The 20,350-nt window shown below is 62.5% G+C and carries 22 protein-coding genes; 15 read left to right on the top strand and 7 right to left on the bottom strand.

Translation table 11 applies throughout. The features are described from left to right. The first annotated feature begins 126 nt into the window (after positions 1 to 126). The gene (locus ACTJKT_RS00270; protein WP_440785700.1) at positions 127 to 1,314 is read left to right on the top strand and encodes an MFS transporter; all 1,188 of its coding nucleotides are present in this window, start codon (positions 127 to 129) and stop codon (positions 1,312 to 1,314) included. Between the two features lies 1 nt (position 1,315). Here the strand turns inward: ACTJKT_RS00270 and ACTJKT_RS00265 are convergent, their stop codons facing one another. After that, positions 1,316 to 2,353: an alpha/beta hydrolase family protein gene (locus ACTJKT_RS00265; protein WP_440785699.1), complete on the bottom strand. Its 1,038-nt coding sequence runs from the start codon at positions 2,351 to 2,353 to the stop codon at positions 1,316 to 1,318. Between the two features lie 236 nt (positions 2,354 to 2,589). Further along, positions 2,590 to 3,204: an FMN-dependent NADH-azoreductase gene (locus tag ACTJKT_RS00260; RefSeq protein WP_440785698.1), complete on the bottom strand. Its 615-nt coding sequence runs from the start codon at positions 3,202 to 3,204 to the stop codon at positions 2,590 to 2,592. 129 nt (positions 3,205 to 3,333) lie between these two features. Between ACTJKT_RS00260 and ACTJKT_RS00255 the strand changes: the two genes are divergently transcribed. Both ACTJKT_RS00255 and ACTJKT_RS00250 read left to right on the top strand, forming a co-directional pair. Beyond that, a complete protein-coding gene (locus ACTJKT_RS00255) occupies positions 3,334 to 4,242 on the top strand; it encodes a LysR substrate-binding domain-containing protein (RefSeq protein WP_440785697.1) in 909 nt (302 codons plus the stop codon). A 23-nt stretch (positions 4,243 to 4,265) separates the two neighbouring features. Beyond that, a complete protein-coding gene (locus ACTJKT_RS00250) occupies positions 4,266 to 4,610 on the top strand; it encodes an MmcQ/YjbR family DNA-binding protein (RefSeq protein WP_025809028.1) in 345 nt (114 codons plus the stop codon). A gap of 138 nt (positions 4,611 to 4,748) precedes the next feature. Here ACTJKT_RS00250 and ACTJKT_RS00245 read toward each other — a convergent pair whose 3' ends face one another. Next, complete coding sequence (locus ACTJKT_RS00245) at positions 4,749 to 5,174, bottom strand: DUF1294 domain-containing protein (RefSeq protein WP_036998242.1); 426 nt, start codon at positions 5,172 to 5,174, stop codon at positions 4,749 to 4,751. Continuing rightward, the gene (locus tag ACTJKT_RS00240; RefSeq protein WP_063430927.1) at positions 5,174 to 6,004 is read right to left on the bottom strand and encodes an undecaprenyl-diphosphate phosphatase; all 831 of its coding nucleotides are present in this window, start codon (positions 6,002 to 6,004) and stop codon (positions 5,174 to 5,176) included. The genes ACTJKT_RS00245 and ACTJKT_RS00240 overlap by 1 nt, the downstream gene beginning before the upstream one ends. Before the next feature lie 284 nt (positions 6,005 to 6,288). Between ACTJKT_RS00240 and ACTJKT_RS00235 the strand changes: the two genes are divergently transcribed. The 9 genes from ACTJKT_RS00235 (at position 6,289) to ACTJKT_RS00195 (ending at position 14,502) form a co-directional block, all read left to right on the top strand. Next, entirely contained in the window at positions 6,289 to 7,923 is a 1,635-nt protein-coding gene (locus tag ACTJKT_RS00235; RefSeq protein WP_440785696.1) for a methyl-accepting chemotaxis protein, read from the top strand. Between the two features lie 106 nt (positions 7,924 to 8,029). Next, positions 8,030 to 8,596 carry a nicotinamide riboside transporter PnuC gene (pnuC, locus tag ACTJKT_RS00230; protein ID WP_009043772.1) on the top strand — a complete coding sequence of 189 codons (567 nt, stop codon included), beginning with the start codon at positions 8,030 to 8,032 and terminating at the stop codon, positions 8,594 to 8,596. Further along, positions 8,593 to 9,117, top strand: a complete 525-nt coding sequence (locus ACTJKT_RS00225; RefSeq protein WP_440785695.1) for an AAA family ATPase — start codon at positions 8,593 to 8,595, stop codon at positions 9,115 to 9,117. The genes pnuC and ACTJKT_RS00225 overlap by 4 nt, the downstream gene beginning before the upstream one ends. Before the next feature lie 355 nt (positions 9,118 to 9,472). Beyond that, a complete protein-coding gene (locus ACTJKT_RS00220; protein WP_440785694.1) occupies positions 9,473 to 9,934 on the top strand; it encodes a hypothetical protein in 462 nt (153 codons plus the stop codon). Between the two features lies 1 nt (position 9,935). Beyond that, complete coding sequence (locus ACTJKT_RS00215; RefSeq protein ID WP_440785693.1) at positions 9,936 to 10,514, top strand: adhesin; 579 nt, start codon at positions 9,936 to 9,938, stop codon at positions 10,512 to 10,514. A gap of 62 nt (positions 10,515 to 10,576) precedes the next feature. Further along, complete coding sequence (locus ACTJKT_RS00210; RefSeq protein WP_440785692.1) at positions 10,577 to 11,629, top strand: heme utilization protein; 1,053 nt, start codon at positions 10,577 to 10,579, stop codon at positions 11,627 to 11,629. A gap of 63 nt (positions 11,630 to 11,692) precedes the next feature. Beyond that, complete coding sequence (locus tag ACTJKT_RS00205; protein WP_210691091.1) at positions 11,693 to 12,373, top strand: C39 family peptidase; 681 nt, start codon at positions 11,693 to 11,695, stop codon at positions 12,371 to 12,373. 44 nt (positions 12,374 to 12,417) lie between these two features. Beyond that, entirely contained in the window at positions 12,418 to 13,164 is a 747-nt protein-coding gene (locus tag ACTJKT_RS00200) for a hypothetical protein (RefSeq protein ID WP_440785691.1), read from the top strand. 45 nt (positions 13,165 to 13,209) lie between these two features. After that, positions 13,210 to 14,502 (top strand): hypothetical protein, encoded by a 1,293-nt coding sequence (locus ACTJKT_RS00195; RefSeq protein ID WP_440785690.1) that lies wholly within the window; start codon positions 13,210 to 13,212, stop codon positions 14,500 to 14,502. 62 nt (positions 14,503 to 14,564) lie between these two features. Here ACTJKT_RS00195 and ACTJKT_RS00190 read toward each other — a convergent pair whose 3' ends face one another. Beyond that, positions 14,565 to 15,890, bottom strand: a complete 1,326-nt coding sequence (locus tag ACTJKT_RS00190) for a sigma 54-interacting transcriptional regulator (RefSeq protein WP_440785689.1) — start codon at positions 15,888 to 15,890, stop codon at positions 14,565 to 14,567. A gap of 351 nt (positions 15,891 to 16,241) precedes the next feature. On the opposite strand from ACTJKT_RS00190, the gene ACTJKT_RS00185 reads away from it, so the two are divergent. After that, a complete protein-coding gene (locus ACTJKT_RS00185; RefSeq protein ID WP_009048883.1) occupies positions 16,242 to 16,508 on the top strand; it encodes a hypothetical protein in 267 nt (88 codons plus the stop codon). Between the two features lie 261 nt (positions 16,509 to 16,769). Here the strand turns inward: ACTJKT_RS00185 and paaX are convergent, their stop codons facing one another. Beyond that, positions 16,770 to 17,693, bottom strand: coding sequence for a phenylacetic acid degradation operon negative regulatory protein PaaX (gene paaX, locus ACTJKT_RS00180; RefSeq protein WP_009043762.1), 924 nt, complete (start codon positions 17,691 to 17,693; stop codon positions 16,770 to 16,772). A gap of 85 nt (positions 17,694 to 17,778) precedes the next feature. After that, entirely contained in the window at positions 17,779 to 18,375 is a 597-nt protein-coding gene (paaY, locus tag ACTJKT_RS00175; RefSeq protein WP_025809041.1) for a phenylacetic acid degradation protein PaaY, read from the bottom strand. 358 nt (positions 18,376 to 18,733) lie between these two features. On the opposite strand from paaY, the gene paaF reads away from it, so the two are divergent. Beyond that, entirely contained in the window at positions 18,734 to 19,507 is a 774-nt protein-coding gene (gene paaF / locus ACTJKT_RS00170; RefSeq protein ID WP_053279014.1) for a 2,3-dehydroadipyl-CoA hydratase PaaF, read from the top strand. A gap of 51 nt (positions 19,508 to 19,558) precedes the next feature. Then, positions 19,559 to 20,350 (top strand): 2-(1,2-epoxy-1,2-dihydrophenyl)acetyl-CoA isomerase PaaG, encoded by a 792-nt coding sequence (gene paaG, locus ACTJKT_RS00165; protein ID WP_440785688.1) that lies wholly within the window; start codon positions 19,559 to 19,561, stop codon positions 20,348 to 20,350.

Genomic DNA, 20,350 nt, shown 5'->3' with positions numbered 1-20,350 from the left:
CCCGCGATGGCGTCCTCCCTAGTCCCATAAATAGCCGGCCATAAAGAAATCGTTAGCCTGCTTCCTTTTATTTCCAGCCCGAGCCATGATGCAGTTCTCCAACCGCCCGCCCGCGAACGAGCCCTCATGTCTGCGCAACAAAAGCCCGTGCCCAGCTCCATGGCGATCACCCTGCAGATCGTCTCCATAGTCTTCTATACCTTTATCGCGTTTCTCTGCATCGGCCTGCCGATCGCGGTACTGCCCGGTTATGTCCACGAGGAACTGGGCTTCAGCGCGGTGGTGGCCGGGCTGACCATCGGCGCGCAGTACCTGGCCACCCTCCTCAGCCGGCCCATGGCCGGGCGCCTGTCGGACAACCTCGGCACCAAGCGGGCGATCGTCTACGGCCTGGCGGGGATTTTCCTCAGTGGGTTGCTGACCCTGGCCTCCACCCTGCTGCAGGCATTGCCGCTGCTCAGCCTGGGCATCCTGCTGCTGGGACGCCTGCTGTTGGGGGTGGCCCAGGGCCTGATCGGCGTGGGCACCATCAGCTGGTGCATGGGCCAGGTCGGCGCCGAACACACCGCGCGCTCGATTTCCTGGAACGGCATCGCCTCCTATGGTGCGATTGCCATCGGCGCGCCGCTGGGGGTGGTGATGGTCGCCGACTACGGTTTCGAAAGCCTGGGGCTGGCCCTGTCGCTGCTGGCGGCCCTGGCCCTGCTGCTGATCCGCAACAAGCCGTCGGTGCCGGTGATCCGTGGCGAACGCCTGTCATTTCGCGCGGTGTTCGGCCGTATCGCGCCCTACGGCGCCGGCCTGAGCCTGGCCTCCATCGGCTACGGCACCCTGACCACCTTTATTACCCTGTTCTACCTCAGCCGCGGCTGGACCGGCGCGGCCTATTGCCTGACGGTATTCGGCATCTGCTTCATCCTCTCGCGCCTGCTGTTCATCTCCAGCATCAGCCGCTTTGGCGGCTACCGCGCGGCCATCGCCTGCATGAGCATCGAGACCCTGGGCCTGATCCTGCTGTGGCTGGCGCCCTCGACGGCGTTCGCCATGATTGGCGCCGGGCTCGCCGGGTTCGGCCTGTCATTGGTGTACCCGGCGCTGGGGGTGGAAGCGATCAAGCAGGTGCCCAGCACCAGCCGCGGTGCCGGCCTGAGCGCCTACGCGGTGTTTTTCGACCTGGCGCTGGCGATTGCCGGCCCTCTGATGGGCGCGGTGGCGTTGAACCTGGGTTATTCGTGGATTTTCTTCTGCGCGGCGCTGCTGTCCCTCAGCGCCCTGGGCCTGACCCTGCTGCTCATGCGCCGGGCCGACGCCTGAATCACTGATCCGCGGTCTGCATCCCGGCCCGGCTCGGCTTGCCCAAGGCATGGGCAAAGAAGCGGCCGGCCTCGGCAATCAGGTTGCGGTGGATGTCCTCGCGGTCGACGCCATCGGCGTCGGTGCATAAGGCCGGCATGCTCAGCAACTGCTCCTCGCTGCACGGCGCCATGAACACGAAGTGCCCGGCCCCGGCCAACAGCCTGAAGTCCGGCGCCACCGGCAACTTGCGGGCCAGGGCCGCGGCGTTCTTGTCCAGGGCCACCAGCTTGTCGACGTCGCCGCTGTACAGCAGCACCGGTACATGCACGCCGGACAGAGTCTGCCGCCCGAACTTGAGGCTCAGCGGCGCCATCAGCAGCAAGGCCCGGACCCGCGGATCGGCGACCGGTTGCAGGTCGTCGCGATCGACGATCAGCTCGCCCAGGGTATTGCAGGCATCGTGATCGTCGGGGCGCTCCTGGCAGTAGCGGCGCAAGCGGTCCAGGTCGGGGGTCGCCCCGGACAGGATCAGCGCGGTTTCGCCGCCGGCCGAGTAACCTATGACCCCAACCTGCCCGGCATTGACGAAAGGCGACAGCATCGGGTCGGCCAGGGTCGCGGTGATGGCTTCGGAAATCTGGATCGGCCGGCCATAGAGATTGCTCAGGGTGCCCAGCCGGCTGTGATCCTTGTAGTTGTCGCCCGGGTGAATCACCGCCACCACCACGAAGCCCTTGCGCGCCAGCGAGGTGGCCAGGTCGTGCAGGGCCAGCGGCGTGCCGGTATTGCCGTGGGACAGCATCAACAGCGGAAAACGGCCGATGGCGACCTTCGAATCCCGGGAGGCGGCAATCTGATAACCCTCGACCTTGCTGCTGTGCTCGATGCCGGTGGAGGGATAGAAGGCAATGGCGCGCATCGGCTGCTGATCCAGCGGGTCGAGAAAACTCATCTCGTGGAAACCCACGCTCCAGTGCGGATGGGGCGCGGGTGCGGCGTGCACGATAATCGGGCCGCCGAGCAGGCAGATCAGTGACATTGCCCAAAGACGCATCATGGATGCACCACCTTCCCTACCTGATGAAAACGCCGATTCATTGCTTCACTGGCCAGGGTTTCGCTGGCCTGATACCTGAAGTTATCGGGGCTGGGTCAAACCAGCGCATGACCTGCATAACCCGCGCCAGAATAAAAACGCGAACACGAAAAACTCCGTATTCCGCTGCCTGGAGGGCATCAGAATACAGAGTTTAAAGGGCGTTGCCTGGGGCGTAAGCGACTTTTACACAAGCCTTACGCCGCAGCGAAAAGTTGCTCGCTGATTTGCGTCCGGGCGTCGCTCAAAGCCTTGTTGCGGGCTTCGTCGCCATAAGACAGGCCTTGGGCGCGGACGAATTCGATGTCGGTGATACCTAGGAAGCCAAACAGCACCTTCAGGTAGTCCTCGTGACCCACGCCAGTAGCCTGGCCGGCATGCAGGCCGCCTGCAGTAGACACCACCACGATTTTCTTGCCGCCGCACAGGCCTTTAGGGCCTGTTTCTTCGGTATAGCTGAAGGTCTGGCCAGCGACAACGATGCGGTCGATCCAGGCCTTGAGTTGGGTCGGGATGGTGAAGTTGTACATAGGTGCGGCGATCACCACGGCGTCAGTCGCGAGGAATTCGGCCAGGGTCGAAGCGCTCAGCTCGGCTTCGTGCTGCTGGGCGGCGTTGCGCACTTCGGCCGGGGTGCCGGCGGCCACCAGGGTGGCGGAGCTGAAGTGGCTGATGGCGTCGGCGTCCAGGTCGCGGTAGGTCACCTCAACGCTGGCGTCGGCGTTTCTCCAGGCCTTGACCACGCTATCGCTCAGCTGACGGGAAGCCGAGTTGTCACCAAGGATGCTCGAATCGATATGCAACAGTTTCATCTGGGATTCTCCAAGTGAGGATCGCCACCAGGCGATCAATTGAGCACAATCCTACAGATGAAACCAATAGCTGATTATTCGGCTAAAATGCGATAGCTTGTCCCATCAGCAGGACAGTCGAGTCACTCTATGCAAGACCTCAACGATCTTTATTACTTCGCCAAGGTGGTGGAAGCCGGCGGTTTCGCCGCCGCCGGGCGTTTACTGGGGGTTCCCAAATCCCGTTTGTCGCGGCGTATCGCCGAGCTGGAGGAGCGGCTGCATACCCGGCTGCTGCAACGCACCACCCGCCAATTGAAGCTGACCGCGGTCGGCGAACGTTACCTGCGCCACTGCCAGGCCATGCTGCTGGAAGCGGAAATGGCCGACGAAGCTGTGGCCAGCATGTCCAGCGAACCTCGCGGGCGCCTGCGGGTGTCCTGCCCGGTGGGCCTGGCCCATCATATGCTGCCGACCGTCATCAGTTCCTTTCTCGAGCAATATCCCCAGGTCCAGCTGGACATGCAGCTGCTCAACCGCCGGGTCGATGTGGTCGCCGAAGGCATCGACGTGGCACTGCGGGTTCGCGAGCATGGCGACGAAGACCCGTTGCTGGTGACCCGGCGCCTGCGCCAGGCACAGACCGTGATGGTCGCCAACCCGGCATTCGCTCGCGAGTGGCCGATCCACAGCCCCGAAGACCTGCACAAGGTGCCGGTGCTGGGTGCCCTGGAGGCCGATCGCATGGTGCATCTGCGCATGCTCGACGCCCAGGGCGAGAAATGCGACCTGGTCCTGGAGGCGCGCCTGGGCATCGACGACTTTCTCGTGCGCCGTTCCTGCGCCCTCGCCGGCCTTGGCTGTACCATCCTGCCGATGATGTATTGCGAGGAAGAACTGCAGACCGGGCAACTGGTGCAACTGCTGCCCGAGTGGTCGCTGCCTGGCGGTTGGCTGCAGGCGGTCTACCCTCACCGGCGCGGTGTATTGCCAGCGGTAAGGGCCTGGATCGAGCATGTCAGCGACGCCTTCAAAGGCTGCGGGGACCGCACACTGTGACAGCGCGACAAAAGGAAAAAACCATGACTGAAGCGGATGTGGCGCAATTCTGCCTGGACTTGCCGGGCGCGCGCGAAGACTACAAATGGGGCGGTGTGCGGGTGTTTTCCGTGGCCGGCAACAAGATGTTCGCCCTGCAGAACCTGCGGGGCGAATCACTGGCGTTCAAGGTGGACAAGGAGCTGTTCCTCGGCCATGTCGACCGCCCCGGCATCGCGCCGGCGCCGTACCTGGCCCGGGCGCACTGGATCATCATGCAGACGCCCTACCCGCTGGGCGCCGGCGAACTGCGGGACTTGTTGCAGCGTTCCCACCAGTTGGTGGTGAGCAAGCTGCCCAAGCGGGTACAGGTCGGCCTATTGCTTTAGGCTCTGTACGACAAGTGGCTGCGCTCGCTCATGCTGCGTTAAAAACAGGCTCGGAATGCTCATTTAGGCCCCTAAACTCCGCTTCCTCGCCTGTTTTTGCCTTGCCTGACCTTCGCTCGCCGACTTTTCGTAAAGAGCCTAGAACAGCGAGAACAGGCTGCCTTCAAGAAACAGCCGGTCGATCCAGAACACCTGGTGCAGCAGCACGATCAGCCAGAACACCAGTTGATAGGACAGCTTGCGGGTCTTGTGGCGAAACGCCTGCTGCGCCAGCAAGGCGCCTGGCCAGCCGCCGGCCAGCTCCACCGCGTGCAGGACGTTTTCCGGGGTCCGCCAGCTGTCGCTGCGGGCCTTGCGCTTGTCGCTCCAGTAGAGGAAGAACGTCAGCACGCTGACCGCGCCATAGGCCGCCAGCGGCACCCAGGAAATCCCCTTCACGCCCAACAGCAGCGAACCGCACAAGGGCAAGGCACAGAGCAGTAGGAAAACCACCGCCTTGAGCCGTGGCTGCTGGATCCGTGCCCCGGCGACGTTGCCGGGGCGGTTCGGGTTGCGTGCGTCCATCAGGAATGGACCGCGGTCCAGTCGACCCAGCCGAACTGCCAGGTGGCGAGGATCACCAGGCCGAAGGCAATGCGGTACCAGGCAAAGGCCGCGTAGCTGTGGTTGGCGATGAACTTGAGCAGGCCCCTGACCGCGATCATCGCGAAGATGAACGAGGTGATGAAACCGACGGCGAACACCGGCAGGTCGTCCGGCTGGAACAGGTTGCGGTACTTGTAGCCCGAGTAGACCGCGGCACCGACCATGGTCGGCATGGCCAGGAAGAACGAGAACTCGGTGGCGGTCTTGCGCGACAGGCCGAACAGCAGGCCGCCGATGATGGTGGAGCCCGAGCGCGAAGTGCCTGGAATCATCGCCAGGCACTGGGCGAAACCGACCTTCAAGGCATCTTTCCAGCTGATCTCGTCCACTGTGTTGGCGTGGATTTCATGCTTCCGGCGCTCGGCCCAGAGCATGACCACGCCACCCACCACCAGCGCCGTGGCGACGGTGATCGGGTTGAACAGGTATTCATGGATCAGGTCGGCGAAAATCACCCCCAGCACCACGGCGGGCATGAAGGCGATCAGCAGGTTGATGGTGAAACGCTGGGCGTTGCGCTGGGTCGGCAGGCCAGTGACCACATCGAGGATCTTGCGGCGAAACTCCCAGACCACCGCGAGAATGGCCCCCAGCTGAATGATGATGTTGAACGCCATGGCGCGCTCGCCACCGAAGTTGAGCAAGTCCGCAACGATAATCTGGTGGCCTGTACTGCTGATGGGCAGAAACTCTGTCAGCCCTTCCACAATCCCTAAAATCAATGCCTGTACGGCGGTCCAAAGCTCCATCAATCCCCCGAAGGTCATGCCGTGGCATGCCTTTTAGTTTTTCTTCAATGTTCACTGACGCGTGCGTTGCGACTTCGCAGCCGCAATAGGATCATCATCGCCCTTGAAAATTCCGTGAAAAATCAGCCGGATTCAGGTTTTTCGCGATGAGGCCGAAATCCTAGCAGACATACTCGATAAACGCTGTCGCGTTGAGAGAATCGGCTGGACCTGACTGCAAGGAGCGCATGACGGATGTACGGGGTGTTTCCATTACAAGAACAACAATCGGGAGTGACAGATTCATGAACAGCTTACGCAGAATGTCGATCAGCCGCCGGCTGTGGCTGATCCTGATTGTAGCGGTACTGATGCTGATGACCCTGGGCATGCTGATGCTCAAGCAGATCCACGACGACCTGTACCAGGCCAAGGCCCAGAAGACCCAGCATGTGGTGCAGACCGCCAACGGCGTGCTGGCCTATTTCCAGGGCCTGGAAAGCGCCGGCAGCCTCGATCGCGCGACGGCGCAGAAGCAGGCACTGAGCGCCATACGCGGGCTGCGCTACGACCAGAGCGACTACTTCTGGATCAACGACCTGACCCCGGTCATGGTCATGCACCCGGCCAACCCCAAGCTCGACGGCCAGAACCTCTCGGCGATTCGCGATCCCGACGGCTTTGCCGTGTTCAACGAAATGGTGGCCATCGCCAAGGCCAAGGGCGCCGGCATGGTCAACTATCGCTGGCCGAAACCGGGCGCCAGCGAAGCGGTGCAGAAGACCTCCTATGTCCAGCTGTTCCAGCCCTGGGGCTGGATCATAGGTTCGGGGGTGTACATCGATGACGTGCAGGCCGAGTTCCGCAGCCAGGTGGTGAAAGCCTCGGTGGTCGGCATCGCCATTGCCCTGATCATGGCCCTGCTGGTGCTGCTGATCGCCCGCAGCATTGTCCGTCCGCTGCAGGAAACCGTGCACGCCATGGCCAATATAGCCAGCGGTGAAAGCGACCTGACCCGCGCCCTCGACACCCACGGCCAGGACGAAGTCACCGAACTGGCCCGGCACTTCAACGGCTTCACCGCCAAGCTGCGTCTTGTCGTCAGCCAGTTGCAGGTGTCGGCCGCAGCCTTGGCGCAATCCTCCGCCGACCTGGGCAGCAACGCCAGCCAGGCCCAGGAACGCAGCCAGCAGCAGTCGCAGCAGATGGAGCTGGTGGCCACCGCCATCAACGAAGTGACCTACGGCGTACAGGACGTGGCGAAGAACGCCGAACACGCCGCCAGCGAGATGCGCGACGCCGAAGCCCAGGCCCAGCAGGGCCAGGTCAATATCGACGGCAGCCTGCAACAGATCGACCGGCTGTCGGCCACCATCGACCAGGCGGTGGAAGTGATTCGCACCCTGGCCCAGGAAAGCACCCAGATCGGCAGCGTGCTGGAGGTGATCCACTCGATCGCCGAGCAGACCAACCTGCTGGCGCTCAACGCGGCGATCGAAGCCGCCCGTGCCGGCGAACAGGGGCGTGGCTTTGCCGTGGTGGCCGATGAGGTACGCCTGCTGGCCCAGCGCACGCAGAAGTCCACCGCCGAGATCCAGTCGATGATCGAGCGCCTGCAAGGGCACTCGGAAGCCGCGGTGAAAGTCATCGGCGACAGCAGCCGGGCTTCGCAGCAGACCATCGAGCAGGCCGGGCTGGCCGGGGAAAGCCTGAACGCCATCGGCCAGGCCCTGCGCAACCTCAACGGGCTGAACGCCTCCATCGCCAGCGCCACCCTGCAACAGGCCCATGTGGTCGAAGACATCAACCAGAACGTGACCCAGGCCGCCGGCCTGTCCCACAGCACCGCCCTGGCGGCCGAGCAGTCCAGTGCCGCCAGCCTGCACCTCAAGGAGCTGAGCGAGCAGCTCAACGGCCTGTTGCGCCAGTTCCGGGTCTGAGGCTGTGCGTGGCGGGGTTCGCCCCGCCACGGTTTGCGGCCTTCACTAACATGCAAGGCCGCTTCTGGTTACAATCCGCACCCTCCTCCGCTTCCAGGTAGTTTTCATGTCCGGGCTTGAACTGTTCGCCGCTGCACTCGGCGTGATCGCCGTCTGGCTGACAGTCAGACAGAACCCCTGGTGCTGGCCGATCGGCCTGGTCATGGTGCTGCTGTACAGCTGGATCTTCTTCGAGGTGAAGCTGTATTCGGACATGCTGCTGCAAGTGGTCTACGCCGCCCTGCAACTCTATGGCTGGTGGCAATGGACCCGCGGCGGCGCCAGTCATCAGGGGCGTCCGGTCAGCCTGCTGGCGCCCCGCTCGATGCTGTTCGGCCTGAGCCTCGGGGCCATCGGCAGCCTGCTGCTGGGAGCGGCCATGGCCCATTGGACCGATGCCGCGCAACCCTGGCTGGACGCCGCGCTGACCGGCTTCAGCCTGGTGGCGCAGTGGTGGATGGCGCAGAAACGCGTGCAATGCTGGCCGTTGTGGATTGCCGTCGACGTGATTTTTGTCGGCCTGTTCATCTACAAGGACCTGTACCTGACCGCGGCGCTGTACGGGCTGTTCACCCTGCTGGCCGTGCAGGGCTGGCGCGCCTGGCGGGCCGACCCGGCGTTGCGCCCGGCATGAAGGTCCTGGTCCTGACCGGCCCCGAGTCCAGCGGCAAAAGCTGGCTCAGCGGCCACTTGCAGGCACGCTTCGGTGGCATCCAGGTGGGCGAGTACGTCCGCCATTTCATCGAGCAGAACCGGCGCGACACCTGCCTGGCGGATATCCCGGAGATCGCCCGCGGCCAGTTGGCCTGGGAAGACCAGGCCCGGGCGCAACACCCGTCGCTGCTGATTCTCGACACTCACCTGCTGAGCAATATGCTCTGGAGCCAGACCCTGTTCGGTACCTGCCCGGACTGGCTGGAACCCGAACTGCTGGCTCGCTGCTATGACTTGCACCTGCTACTCTCCCCCGAAGATGTCGGCTGGAGCAACGACGGCCAGCGCTGCCAACCCGAGCTGAGCGAGCGCCTGGCCTTCTTCAAGGCCACCGGTGATTGGCTGGTGCAACACCAGCAGCCCTTCGAAGTGATTCGCGGCGACTGGGAAGCCCGTCGGCAACGGGCATTCGAGCTGGTCGAGCGCCTGCTTCAGGGTTAGCCGAATCCTTCTCCTGTCCGCATTTTTTCTCCTCTGCTGGCGAGAAAAATGTCCATCCCTGAAACACCCGCCGCTGCGTAAAACGGCCAGATCAAAGGGCTTCTCACTGCCCTTCGGCCATCTGTTAAAACGCTGATACAACCCGCCGCGAGCCCCCCGATCCAGAGCCTCGCCATGGCAATACCGGGCTGCCGAAGGCGACAGTGGTCTCATCCTTGAAACACCCCTGCCCCAGCAACACTCCTGGTTATGCGTAACCTGTTGAATTTTTGAAACAATCAAAAAGCGGCACGGCTTCTGCTCTCTACCCTCGCAACGCTGACTAGGGCCAGCGATAGAAGAAGGGAATGCTGCCGTGGAGAATCGCAATTCAGCTCTGACCCACCTCCTGCTGATCAGCTGTGCCATCGGCTCGCTGCTCAGCCTTCCGCTCCAGGCTGCCGACGACATCAGGGACGGCAGGATTATTCTCGACCGTGACGTGCAACCTCGTAGCGTCGGCCGCCCTCCGCTGCATCCAGATCCCTACCCGACCACCGTCAATGCCAACCCTTCGGCCCGGGTCAAACAGATGACCAGCAACACCGAATTGAGCGACGGCGACTTTGCCGGGGTCAGCAGCGGTTCCACGATCAGCGGCAGTGTCATGCCCAACGGCGTCAACCTGCAGGGGCTGAACAGCGTCACCAACCCCAACGGCCTGACCGGCATGAGTGCCGGCCACGGCGGCGGCAGCGGTGGCGCCATCTCCGGCACCATCAACCGCTCGCTGAATTCTGGCCTGGCTCCTTTGGGCAGACTGGCCGGAGGCCAATGAGATGATTCGCACCCTCGTATTGCTTGCCCTGTTCGGCTGCCCTTCGGCAATGGCCGACCCAGGCATCCAGGCGGTGGACACCGCCACCCTGCACAACTCCGGCGCCCGCTACAACGGCAACTTCAACGTCAACCAGGCCGCCGGCGACCAGCAGCAACAGACCAACACGCGCGCCATCGCCATCGGCACCGACGCCCAGGCCACCACAGTGGTGCGGCAGAAGCTCGGCACACCGGCCAGCAGCGCGATCGACGCCAGCAGCAGCATCGGCGGCAACGCTTTCAGTAACGGCAACGGGGTCCTGGGCGTGAACCAGGGAGCCGGCGCCAACAACCAGATGGTCAACGCAATGCGGGTGGGCATCAGTGCCCAGCCGCAAAGCATCGACGACAGCGTCCTGTCCCAGCAGAACGTGGCGCTGTTACCAGGCTCGGGAGCAACTGAGGCTTCCAAAGGCAGCCGCCAGGTCGTTACCAGCGACCAGGCCTTCACCGGCAGCCGGGGAGTGATTCAGGTGAACCAGAGTGCCGGGGTGGGGAACCGAATGGCTAACACCCTGAGCATACGGGTCGCTGACTGACCCGCAGCAGTGCGATTGGAAAGTACCAACACTTAACCAACTAATAAGCACGGAGAAACACCATGAAACCTACAATGGCTCTCAAGCCACTGGTTTTTGCACTTGCCGCAGTGATGGCAATCGCTGCACATGCAGGTGGTAATGACGACAACCACGGAGGTCACGGCGGCCACGGTGGTCATGGCGGTCACAATGGTCACCACGGCGGTCACGGTGGCCATGGCGGTCATGGAGGCAACGACGGTCTGGACCTCAAAACCAAGCTGCAACTCACCGCCGGCGCCGTGGCCAACGTGACCGACGAGCAGTTCAGCTCGGGCAACAGCGTCAAAAACCGCGGCACCCAAAACGACGCCGACGCCAGCGACTCGATGAACAACTCCAACGGCAACATGGGCGCCAACGTGGCCGCCGGCTCCGGCAACCAACAAGACAACGCCGTCGCCCTGGCCACCGCCGATGAAAGCTTCATCTTCGGCAGCGCGGTAGCCACTTCCAGCGCAACCCAGACCAACACCAACAACACGGTGAAAAACTGGTCCACGCAAAACAACGCAACACTCGACAATGCTGGCAACGGCGGCTCCGGCAACATCGGCATCAACGTCACCGCCGGCGACTTCAACCAACAGAAAAACAACCTGGCAATCGCCGTATCCGGCGGGCGCGTAGCGACCGCATCGGCTTCGGCCGACCAGACCGTCACTGGCCTGGACGTGGATAACAAGGGTGTACGTACCTACAAAAAAGACACCCTCACCAGCGAGTTCAATGCCTCCGGCACCTACAAAGGCACCGGCTACGGCAAGATCCAGGGCGACGACGATCACCATGGTGGTGGTCATCATGGCTACAACGACGATCGTCGTGGCGGCCACGATAACGACGATCAGAAATTCACCTTCAAGGAACAAGGCACGATCGAACTTTCCGGCGTCTGGACGAAGCAAGTGCTGACCAAAGACGGCTGGAAAAACCCTGTGATCAACAACGCGTCGATGTCTGGCTCGATGAACGGCTTCTCCGGCAACGGCGGCGCCAACGTCTCGGCAGGTGCCGGCAACCAACAAAGCAACTCGCTGTCCATCGCTGCCGGCTGCAGAGCCTGCCTGTAATCACGATAGTGACGAAAGCCCCGGAAACGGGGCTTTCCCACAGCCTCACAAGGAGTGTCGATCATGCGAGTTGCCGCCCTCTCCTTTCTGCTGTGCCTGGCGGGCCTGACTCAGGCTGCGCAGATGCCGGTGGCCGTGCTGCCTGGCGGAAACCTGGTGTACAAGCAGGTGCAAAGCGTGCGGGAGCGCAAATTCGCCGACCTGGTCGAGCAGAAAACCGACTTCAGCTGCGGCGCTGCCGCACTGGCGACGGTGCTGCGCCAGGCCTACTGGCTCGACGTCGATGAGGAGCACGTCATCAAAGGCATGCTGGCCACCGCTGACCAGGACCTTGTGCGCACCCAGGGCTTCTCCATGCTGGACATGAAGCGCTACCTGGAAAGCATCGGCATGCGCGCCCGGGGCTACCGGATACCTCCCGACAAACTGCAGGCGGTCTCCATTCCAGTGGTGGTACTGATGGACATTCGTGGTTACAAGCACTTCGTGGTCATGCAGCGGGCACAGAAAGACTGGGTCTATATCGGCGATCCCGTCCTGGGCCATAAACGCTACTCCCACGAAGACTTTGTCAAAGGCTGGAACGGTATCGTCTTCGCCATCGTCGGCCCCGGCTACGACAAGGCCAACGCCTTGCTCGACCCGCCCAACCCGCTGACGGCCAAGAACAAGCTGGATACCTTCAACCCGGTCAAAGACGCAGAACTGATGGAATTCGGTTTCATTCAGAGCGACTTCTTCTAGGGTCGCCCTAAGGATAAAGGGGCAGGATGCTCCGGGAGCAGCAGATGAAAAGCGCGTACTGGCTGGCCGCCGCCTGCCTGGTAACAAGTCTTCCTGCGTACGCTTATGCAGGGTTCAAGCCTATAGAAATCAAGGACCAGGAACTCTCCGAGCTCCGTGGGCGCTACGTCATGCCGGGGCGGATCATCAGCTTCGGCATTGTCATGAGCAGCACCTGGCGCAACGCCTCGGGGGATCTGATCGGGGCCACGACCTCGATGCAGATCCAGCAATCGACGATCAAACCGGAATTCTACGTTTCCACGATCAAGGAAGCCGGCAACGGCTCGACGCCGACCCAAGGCTCGGGCAACGTGATCGGCGGCGCGGGCCTGGCCACCACCCAGGGTGTGACCCAGAGCGTACGCGCGGCGGGCGATGGCAATAGCGCCTATAACAACGTCTCCATCGACGTCAAGGAAGCCAGCCATGCTCCGGCGCTGGTGCCGGCGCAAGGCCAGCTGTTGATGAGCGGGCAAACCATCAGCGGCAGCAATGCCGCGGGCAGCGTGGCCGTGTCCGCCACCGGCGGTGGCATCCAGATGGCCATCCAGGCCAATAACAACCAGGGCTCGGCCCTGCAACAAGTGGCCCAGGGCGGCTTGCTGCAGAACACTCGCCTGCTGGGCGACAGCAACCTGGTCAGCAACATGACCCAACTGAACGTGGTGCTCAACAATAACGGGGCGAGTACTGGCGCTTTGGACTGCAACCTGACCCAGCTCAAGGGTCTTCGCAACCTGGGATATTGAACTACGCTGATTCTCGATCATTAGGCTCAAAGGGACGGCTTACTCATGTATCGATCAGTCTCGCTGCGCGCGGTTGTATGTTTGAGCACGCTCTTCCCGGCCACACTGCTGCAGGCAGCGCCTGATGCCGACGTAGAGGCCCTGAAACAAGAATTACTGGAGCTTAAGCAACGTTACGAAGTGCAGCAGAAAGCCCTGGCGGTATTGGAACAGCGGGTTCGCCAGGTCGAGGAGCAACCGGCGGCGCCACCGCCGAAACGCCTGGCCAAGTCGCCAGCGGACATGCGTGGCAACCAGCAAGTGGCCGGGACCACGAGCAAAGGCCCGACCCCGACCGGCGGCAGCTCTTATGGGGAATCACTCAAGGATGACTCGCAACCGGCGCAGAGCGTGTCCAACCTGTACGACGAAGCCAGCGGCTTCTTCGGCGGCGGCAAGTTCAGTGTCGAGACCGGCCTGACCTACTCCCGTTATGACACCCGGCAGCTGATTCTCAACGGCTTCCTGGCGCTGGACTCGATCTTCCTCGGCAACATCAACCTGGACCGGATCAAGGCCGACAACTGGACCCTTGATCTCACGGCCCGCTACAACCTGGACAACCGCTGGCAGTTCGACGTCAACGTGCCGGTGATCTACCGCGAATCGACCTACCAGTCCGGCGGCGCCCAGAACGGCGCGGCGGGCGTCACCAGCGAAAAAACCGTGTCCAAGGACCCGACCCTCGGCGACGTGAACTTCGGCATCGCCTACAAATTCCTCGACGAATCGGTCAATACCCCGGATGCGGTGCTGACCTTGCGCGTCAAGGCGCCGACCGGCGAAGAGCCGTTCGGCATCAAGCTGCGCCAGGTCCAGGACAACACCAACCTGTTCGTCCCGGATGACCTGCCGACCGGTAACGGCGTCTGGTCGATCACCCCTGGTATCTCCCTGGTCAAGACCTTCGACCCGGCGGTGCTGTTCGGTACCCTCTCCTACACCCACAACCTGGAAGAATCCTTCGACGACATCAGCTCCACGGTCAACCTGAAGACCCCGGGCAAGGTCAAGCTCGGCGACAGCTTCCAGATCGGCATGGGCATCGCCTTCGCCCTGAACGAGAAGATGAGTATGTCGTTCTCCTTCTCCGACCTGGTCCAGCGCAAGAGCAAGCTCAAGGAAGACGGCGGCGACTGGCAGTCCGTGGTGTCCAGCGATGCCAACGCCGGTTACTTCAACGTCGGCATGACCGTGGCGGCCACCGACAACCTGACCATAGTGCCCAACCTGTCCATCGGACTGACCGACGATGCGCCGGACTTCACCTTCAGCCTGAAATTCCCTTACTACTTCTAAAGCACAGCCGAAAAAAAGGCCCGCGGCGAGGTGATCGCCGCGGGCCTTTTCGTTGCACCGCCCTAGCGGATCTGATGCTTGTGCAGCAAACGGTAGAAGGTCGGGCGCGATACGCCCAGCACCCTGGCCGCGACACTCAGGTTGTCGCTGTGCCGATTCAACACATCGCACAGGGCCTGGCGCTCGGCACGATGCTTGTAGTCCTCCAGCGTGCCCATGGGCGCGATGCTCGCCTGCGGGCTGAGCAGCCCCAGGTCCCGGGCCTCTATCTGCCGGCCCTCGGCCAGCACCAGGCCGCGCCGCACCCGGTTGGCCAGCTCGCGGACATTGCCCGGCCAGTCGTGCTTGCCCATGGCCACCAGTGCGTCCTCGCTGAAACTGCGCGGCCGGCGCCCGGTTTCCAAGCTATAGAAGTGGGAAAAATGGCTGGCCAGCATGCCGATATCGCCATGCCGTTCGCGTAATGGCGCGGTAACCACCTGCAACACGTTCAGGCGGTAATACAGGTCTTCGCGAAAGCGTCCCTTGTCGATCGCCGCCTCGAGGTCGACGTGAGTCGCCGCCAACACCCGCACATCCACCGGAATCGGCTGGCTGCCGCCCACCCGTTCAATGTGTTTTTCCTGCAGGAAGCGCAACAGATTGGCCTGTAGCTCCAGCGGCAGGTCGCCGATTTCGTCGAGAAACAGCGTGCCGCCATGGGCCGCCTCGATACGCCCGACCTTGCGTTGATGGGCGCCGGTGAACGCGCCCTTCTCATGGCCGAACAGTTCGGACTGGATCAGGTGCTCGGGGATCGCCCCGCAGTTGATCGCCACGAAGGGCTTGCTGTGGCGCTGCGACTGCCGGTGCAGGGTCCTGGCCACCAGTTCCTTGCCGGTACCGCTTTCGCCGCGAATCAGCACCGGCGACTCGGTGGGCGCCAGTTTGCTCAAGAGTTTGCGCAGGTCGCGGATCGGTCGGCTATCGCCCAGCAACTCATGCTCGGGCTGAGCGACATGGATGTGCCCCTGGCCACGCAGGCGGGCCATGCCGAAAGCCCGTCCGAGGGTCACCTGGACCCGCGAGACATCGAACGGCAGGGTGTGGAAATCGAAAAACCATTCGCAGACGAAATCGCCGACTTTCTGCAGGCGCAGCACATCCGGGCTGAGCACCGCGATCCACTCGGTACCGCTGCGGCTGATCAGATCCTTGACCGCTTCCGGTCGCTCCAGGTGAAACGGCTGCAAACGCAGCAAACCGACGTCACAACCGCGATCGCCGGCCGCTTCCAGGTCACAACTGTCGACATCCCAGCCCACCGTGCGTAATCCAGGCAGCAGACGATGACAATCGTCGCACGGGTCTACCACTAACAGACGCCGTTGGGCGGTCGCTTCAAGCATGACTGTTCCTTGGCGCCAAAAATAGGAAAAGTTATGAGAAACAGTAGTTTGGCGAACCTGGTTGTAACGTTAGCAATAACTTGACGGGGTCTTGTATCGATTGTTTATAGCGGCAATCACCATTTGGACTAACTGTTACATGGATCCAGGAATCCCTATATTTCCTCGCCGCGAATCTTTCATTCAGCTTTCAAAAGAAGGCTCTGCATCGCGGCTGTGAACAAAAGTTGTAAATTCTGGTCTTTCTATGTGACCTGATCCCTGGTTCGAGACATCAGTACAAGTAACCAGCCGAACGGTAAGCCCAACCGACGGCACATCATTTGATTGGGCACATAGAGAGAAGACCCCATGAACGCCCCGCTCCGTATCAACGAAGCACTTTTGATCGCCGACCGCGCATTCCAGCCATTCCAATGCGTCGCCTGGGCCCCACAAGACGGTAACGGCGAACTGAGCCTGACCGTCATCGACCGCACCAATACCCGTATTGGCCGCAAACAGATTCCAAGCAGCGCCTACTCCGACCCGGCGCAACTGGAAGACCTGCTGAAACAGGCCCGCGCCGAACTGAGCCAGGAAGGTTACAAACTGCAATCTTGGGCCATGCCAGAGTAAGAACACGGACGCAGATCACCTTCGGGTGATCTGCGTTATTTTGTCGCAGTTGATATAGCCACACTTTAGCCAGTTTGCAGAAAGTTCAACTTTCCCTGCCTGACTTGCTCCTCCCCCGCCTGTTTCAAGGCGAGTCTTCAGACATTCGTTAAAACTTCTTTATTACAGCCTTAGTCCGCGCCTGACGTGGCACTTTAGTAGCTGCCCATCCCTCGCCAGGCTCCTCTTGTTCCTGAACGAGGGCTGCATCTTGAAAACGCCTTACTTCAAACCGCCAAAACGCCGATAGAAACTTTCGCCCACGTCGGGCAGCGGACCGTCGGCGTTTTCCAGCGCGTCGTTGAGCCACTCTTCGGCCTTGGCGTAGATCAGCCGATAGATGTTGCGGCAGAGCTGGCGCGCCGCCCGCCCTTCCCAGTCGCCAGGGAGCAGTTCGTCCGGCAGCTGCGGGTCGCGCAGCAGCAGTTTGCGGTACTCGTGGATCAGCAGCAGGCGCGCCAGGAAACAATCGGCCGGCTGCAGTTGCTCCTGCTCGCGCAGCGCTTGCCACAGCGGCCGGAACAGCTGGATGAACTCGCTGTAATGAGCCGCCAGTTCGTCGATGTTCCAGCTTTCGCGCACCTGCAGGCGCAGCGCCTTGGAGGCCAGCACGTCCTGGGCGGTGGTCTCGAACACAATGGTGTCTTCCTGGGCACCGAGGTCCACCAGGGTCGCATTGATATCCGCCCGATCGCTGCGCGGACAGGCCAGCAGCACCGGCGAAATCGCGCCAAAACCTTGCCACTCCAGCTCTTCGCGTACCTGCTTGCGCTTGTCCTGGCCGAGCTGCGACAGCATCACCAGGCACCAGGAACCGTCCCAGGCCGGCACGCTGGCGTTGTAGACGCGCTTGAAGGCCTTGTCGAAACGCCGGCGACCGGTACCGGTCAGGCTGTAATAGCTGCGGCGCCCGACTTTCTCGGCGGTCAGCCAGCCTTCCTTGGTCAGGCGGAAGATCGAGGTGCGGATCAGCCGCTCGTTGATGCCGATGGGTTCGAGCAACTGGATCAGGCTGCCCAGCCACACCGTCCCGCCGTGGGGTTCGATGGCATCGCCGTACAGGGTAATGATCAGGGAACTGGCGCGAATCGGCGTCTGCTCCTGGAAACGGGTCACGAGGTGATTCAAGGGGGCTAGGGACGACATGGGCGTACCGGACAAAAAGGAAGAAATATACCGGGTTTCGCCGGTTTCGAGTGGCCTGGGCCGCGCTATCCATGCGCCTTGGTGTTCACTGCCCGGTATTTTTCGGGCGCAGGCCGCTGTCACTGATCCGCGGGCGATTGGCTTCCGGTTCCGCGAGCGGCTCGCAGACCTGCATCTGCTCCAGGCAGCGCCTGGCCAACTGCTGATATTCGCGGGTGCCGGCCTGCTTCCAGTGCAGCTCTTCGTCACTGAGACGACGTTTGACGCTGGCGGGGGCGCCCATGACCAGCGACTGCTCTGCACACTCGAAGCCGGCCTTGACGAAGGCCGCCGCGGACACGAAGCAGCGTGGCGCGATGCGGGCGTTGTCCATCACCACCGCGTTCATCCCCACCAGCGCATCAGCGCCGATCCGGCAGCCGTGCAGCACCGCGCCGTGGCCGATATGGCCGTTGCGCTCGACCACCGTGTCGCTGTCGGGAAAACCATGCATCACACAGGTGTCCTGCAGGTTGGCCCCCTCCTCCAGCACGATCCGCCCGAAATCGCCGCGCAGGCTGGCCAGCGGGCCGATGTAGCAGTGGGCACCGACTATCACGTCGCCGATCAGCACGGCGGACGGATGCACATAAGCACTGGGATGGACCACCGGGGTCAGGCCGTCGAGGCTGTAGCAGGTCATGAGGTACTCCTTGGCTAGGGCGGCAAGTCGACACATTGCGCAAAGCGATGCTGATCATGATTTATTTTGTATCACATCAAGCTTAAACGAAAAAGCGGAAAATCAGTATCACACTCCTGCACAGTGAGAGCCTACAGACAGCGGGCACAAACCCCAACAAACCGAGAAAACCACCGACTTTTCTACCTATCTCTACCCTGGCACGACCGACCAAACACTCAACATAAAGACACACTAATAATATTTTTACGTTGCATTTGTGTATCGCATTGGCGATATACTCGGCGAAAACCGGCTCCCCAGCCGATCCAATAATGACCCGGCCCTGCGCCGAGCGTGCACCCCGAGGGCATCCGCCATGCCTCAAACCCTTGCTGTCGAAAGCCTCGACGGCGGCGTTCGTCTGATTACCCTGCAACGCCCCGCCGCCCTGAATGCCCTGACCACCGAACTGCTCGGCGAACTGGCAGCCGCCCTGGACGCCGCCCAGGCCGATAACGAGACCCGGGTCGTGGTGCTGACCGGCAGCCGCAAGGCATTCGCCGCCGGCGCCGACATCAATGAAATGGCCGAGCGCGACCTCACCGGCATCCTCAACGACCCGCGCCAGGCTTCCTGGCAGCAGATCACCGGCTTCAGCAAACCGCTGATCGCCGCGGTCAACGGTTTCGCCCTCGGCGGCGGCTGCGAGCTGGCCATGCACGCCGACATCCTGATCGCCGGCGAGGACGCACGTTTCGGCCAGCCGGAAATCAACCTCGGGATCATGCCCGGCGCCGGCGGAACCCAGCGCCTGCTGCGGGCGGTCGGCAAATCCCTGGCCATGCAGATGGTCCTCGGCGGCGAGTCGATCGATGCCCGCCATGCCTTGCGCGCCGGCCTGGTCAGCGAGGTCACCCAACCGGAACTCACGGTCGAGCGCGCCCTGCAGCTGGCGCGGCTGATCGCCGGCAAGGCGCCGCTGGCCCTGCGCCTGGCCAAGGAGGCACTGCTCAAGGCGCTGGACACCGACCTCGCCAGCGGCCTGCGCTTCGAGCGCCACGCCTTCACGGTGCTGGCCGGCACCCGCGACCGCGAAGAAGGCATCCGCGCCTTCCAGGAAAAACGCCGACCCAGCTTCACCGGCCACTAGGCCGACATACGGCCCAACGACTCACACGACCCGTCAGAGAGCGCCAGAACCATGAACTTCGAACACATCCTGTTTTCCGTCGAGGCAGGCGTCGCCCTCCTCAGCCTGAACCGCCCCGAGCAGCTCAACAGCTTCAATGCGCAAATGCATGGCGAGGTCCGCGAAGCGCTCAAGCAACTGCGCGCCAATCCCGAGGCCCGGGTGCTGTTGTTGACCGGCGAAGGCCGTGGCTTCTGCGCCGGCCAGGACCTGAGCGACCGCAACGTGGCCCCCGGTGCGCAGGTGCCGGACCTGGGCGAGTCCATCGAACGTTTCTACAACCCGCTGATCCGCCGGTTGCGCGACCTGCCGCTGCCGGTGATCTGCGCGGTGAACGGCGTAGCCGCCGGGGCCGGAGCCAACATTCCCCTGGCCTGCGACCTGGTGCTGGCCGGTCGTTCGGCAAGCTTTATCCAGGCGTTCTGCAAGATCGGCCTGATCCCCGACTCCGGTGGCACCTGGAGCTTGCCGCGCCTGGTCGGCATGGCGCGGGCCAAGGCCCTGGCCCTGCTGGGCAATCGCCTGACGGCCGAACAGGCCGAGCAATGGGGCCTGATCTATCGCTGCGTCGAAGATGCCGAGTTGCGTGACGAGGCCCTCAAGCTCGCGCGCCACCTGGCCACCCAGCCGACCTACGGCCTGGCGCTGATCAAGCGCAGCCTCAACGCCAGCCTGAACAACAGCTTCGACGAACAGCTGGAACTGGAAAAAGACCTGCAACGCCTGGCCGGGCGCAGCGAGGACTACCGCGAAGGCGTCAGTGCCTTCATGGACAAACGCACACCGACCTTCAAGGGACGCTGA

Origin of the sequence: Pseudomonas sp. 22526 (assembly GCF_052044735.1) — a bacterium.
Lineage (GTDB): Bacteria > Pseudomonadota > Gammaproteobacteria > Pseudomonadales > Pseudomonadaceae > Aquipseudomonas > Aquipseudomonas piscium.
Note: the sequence above shows the minus strand (reverse complement) of the source record. Positions and strands in the feature narration are given on the sequence as shown.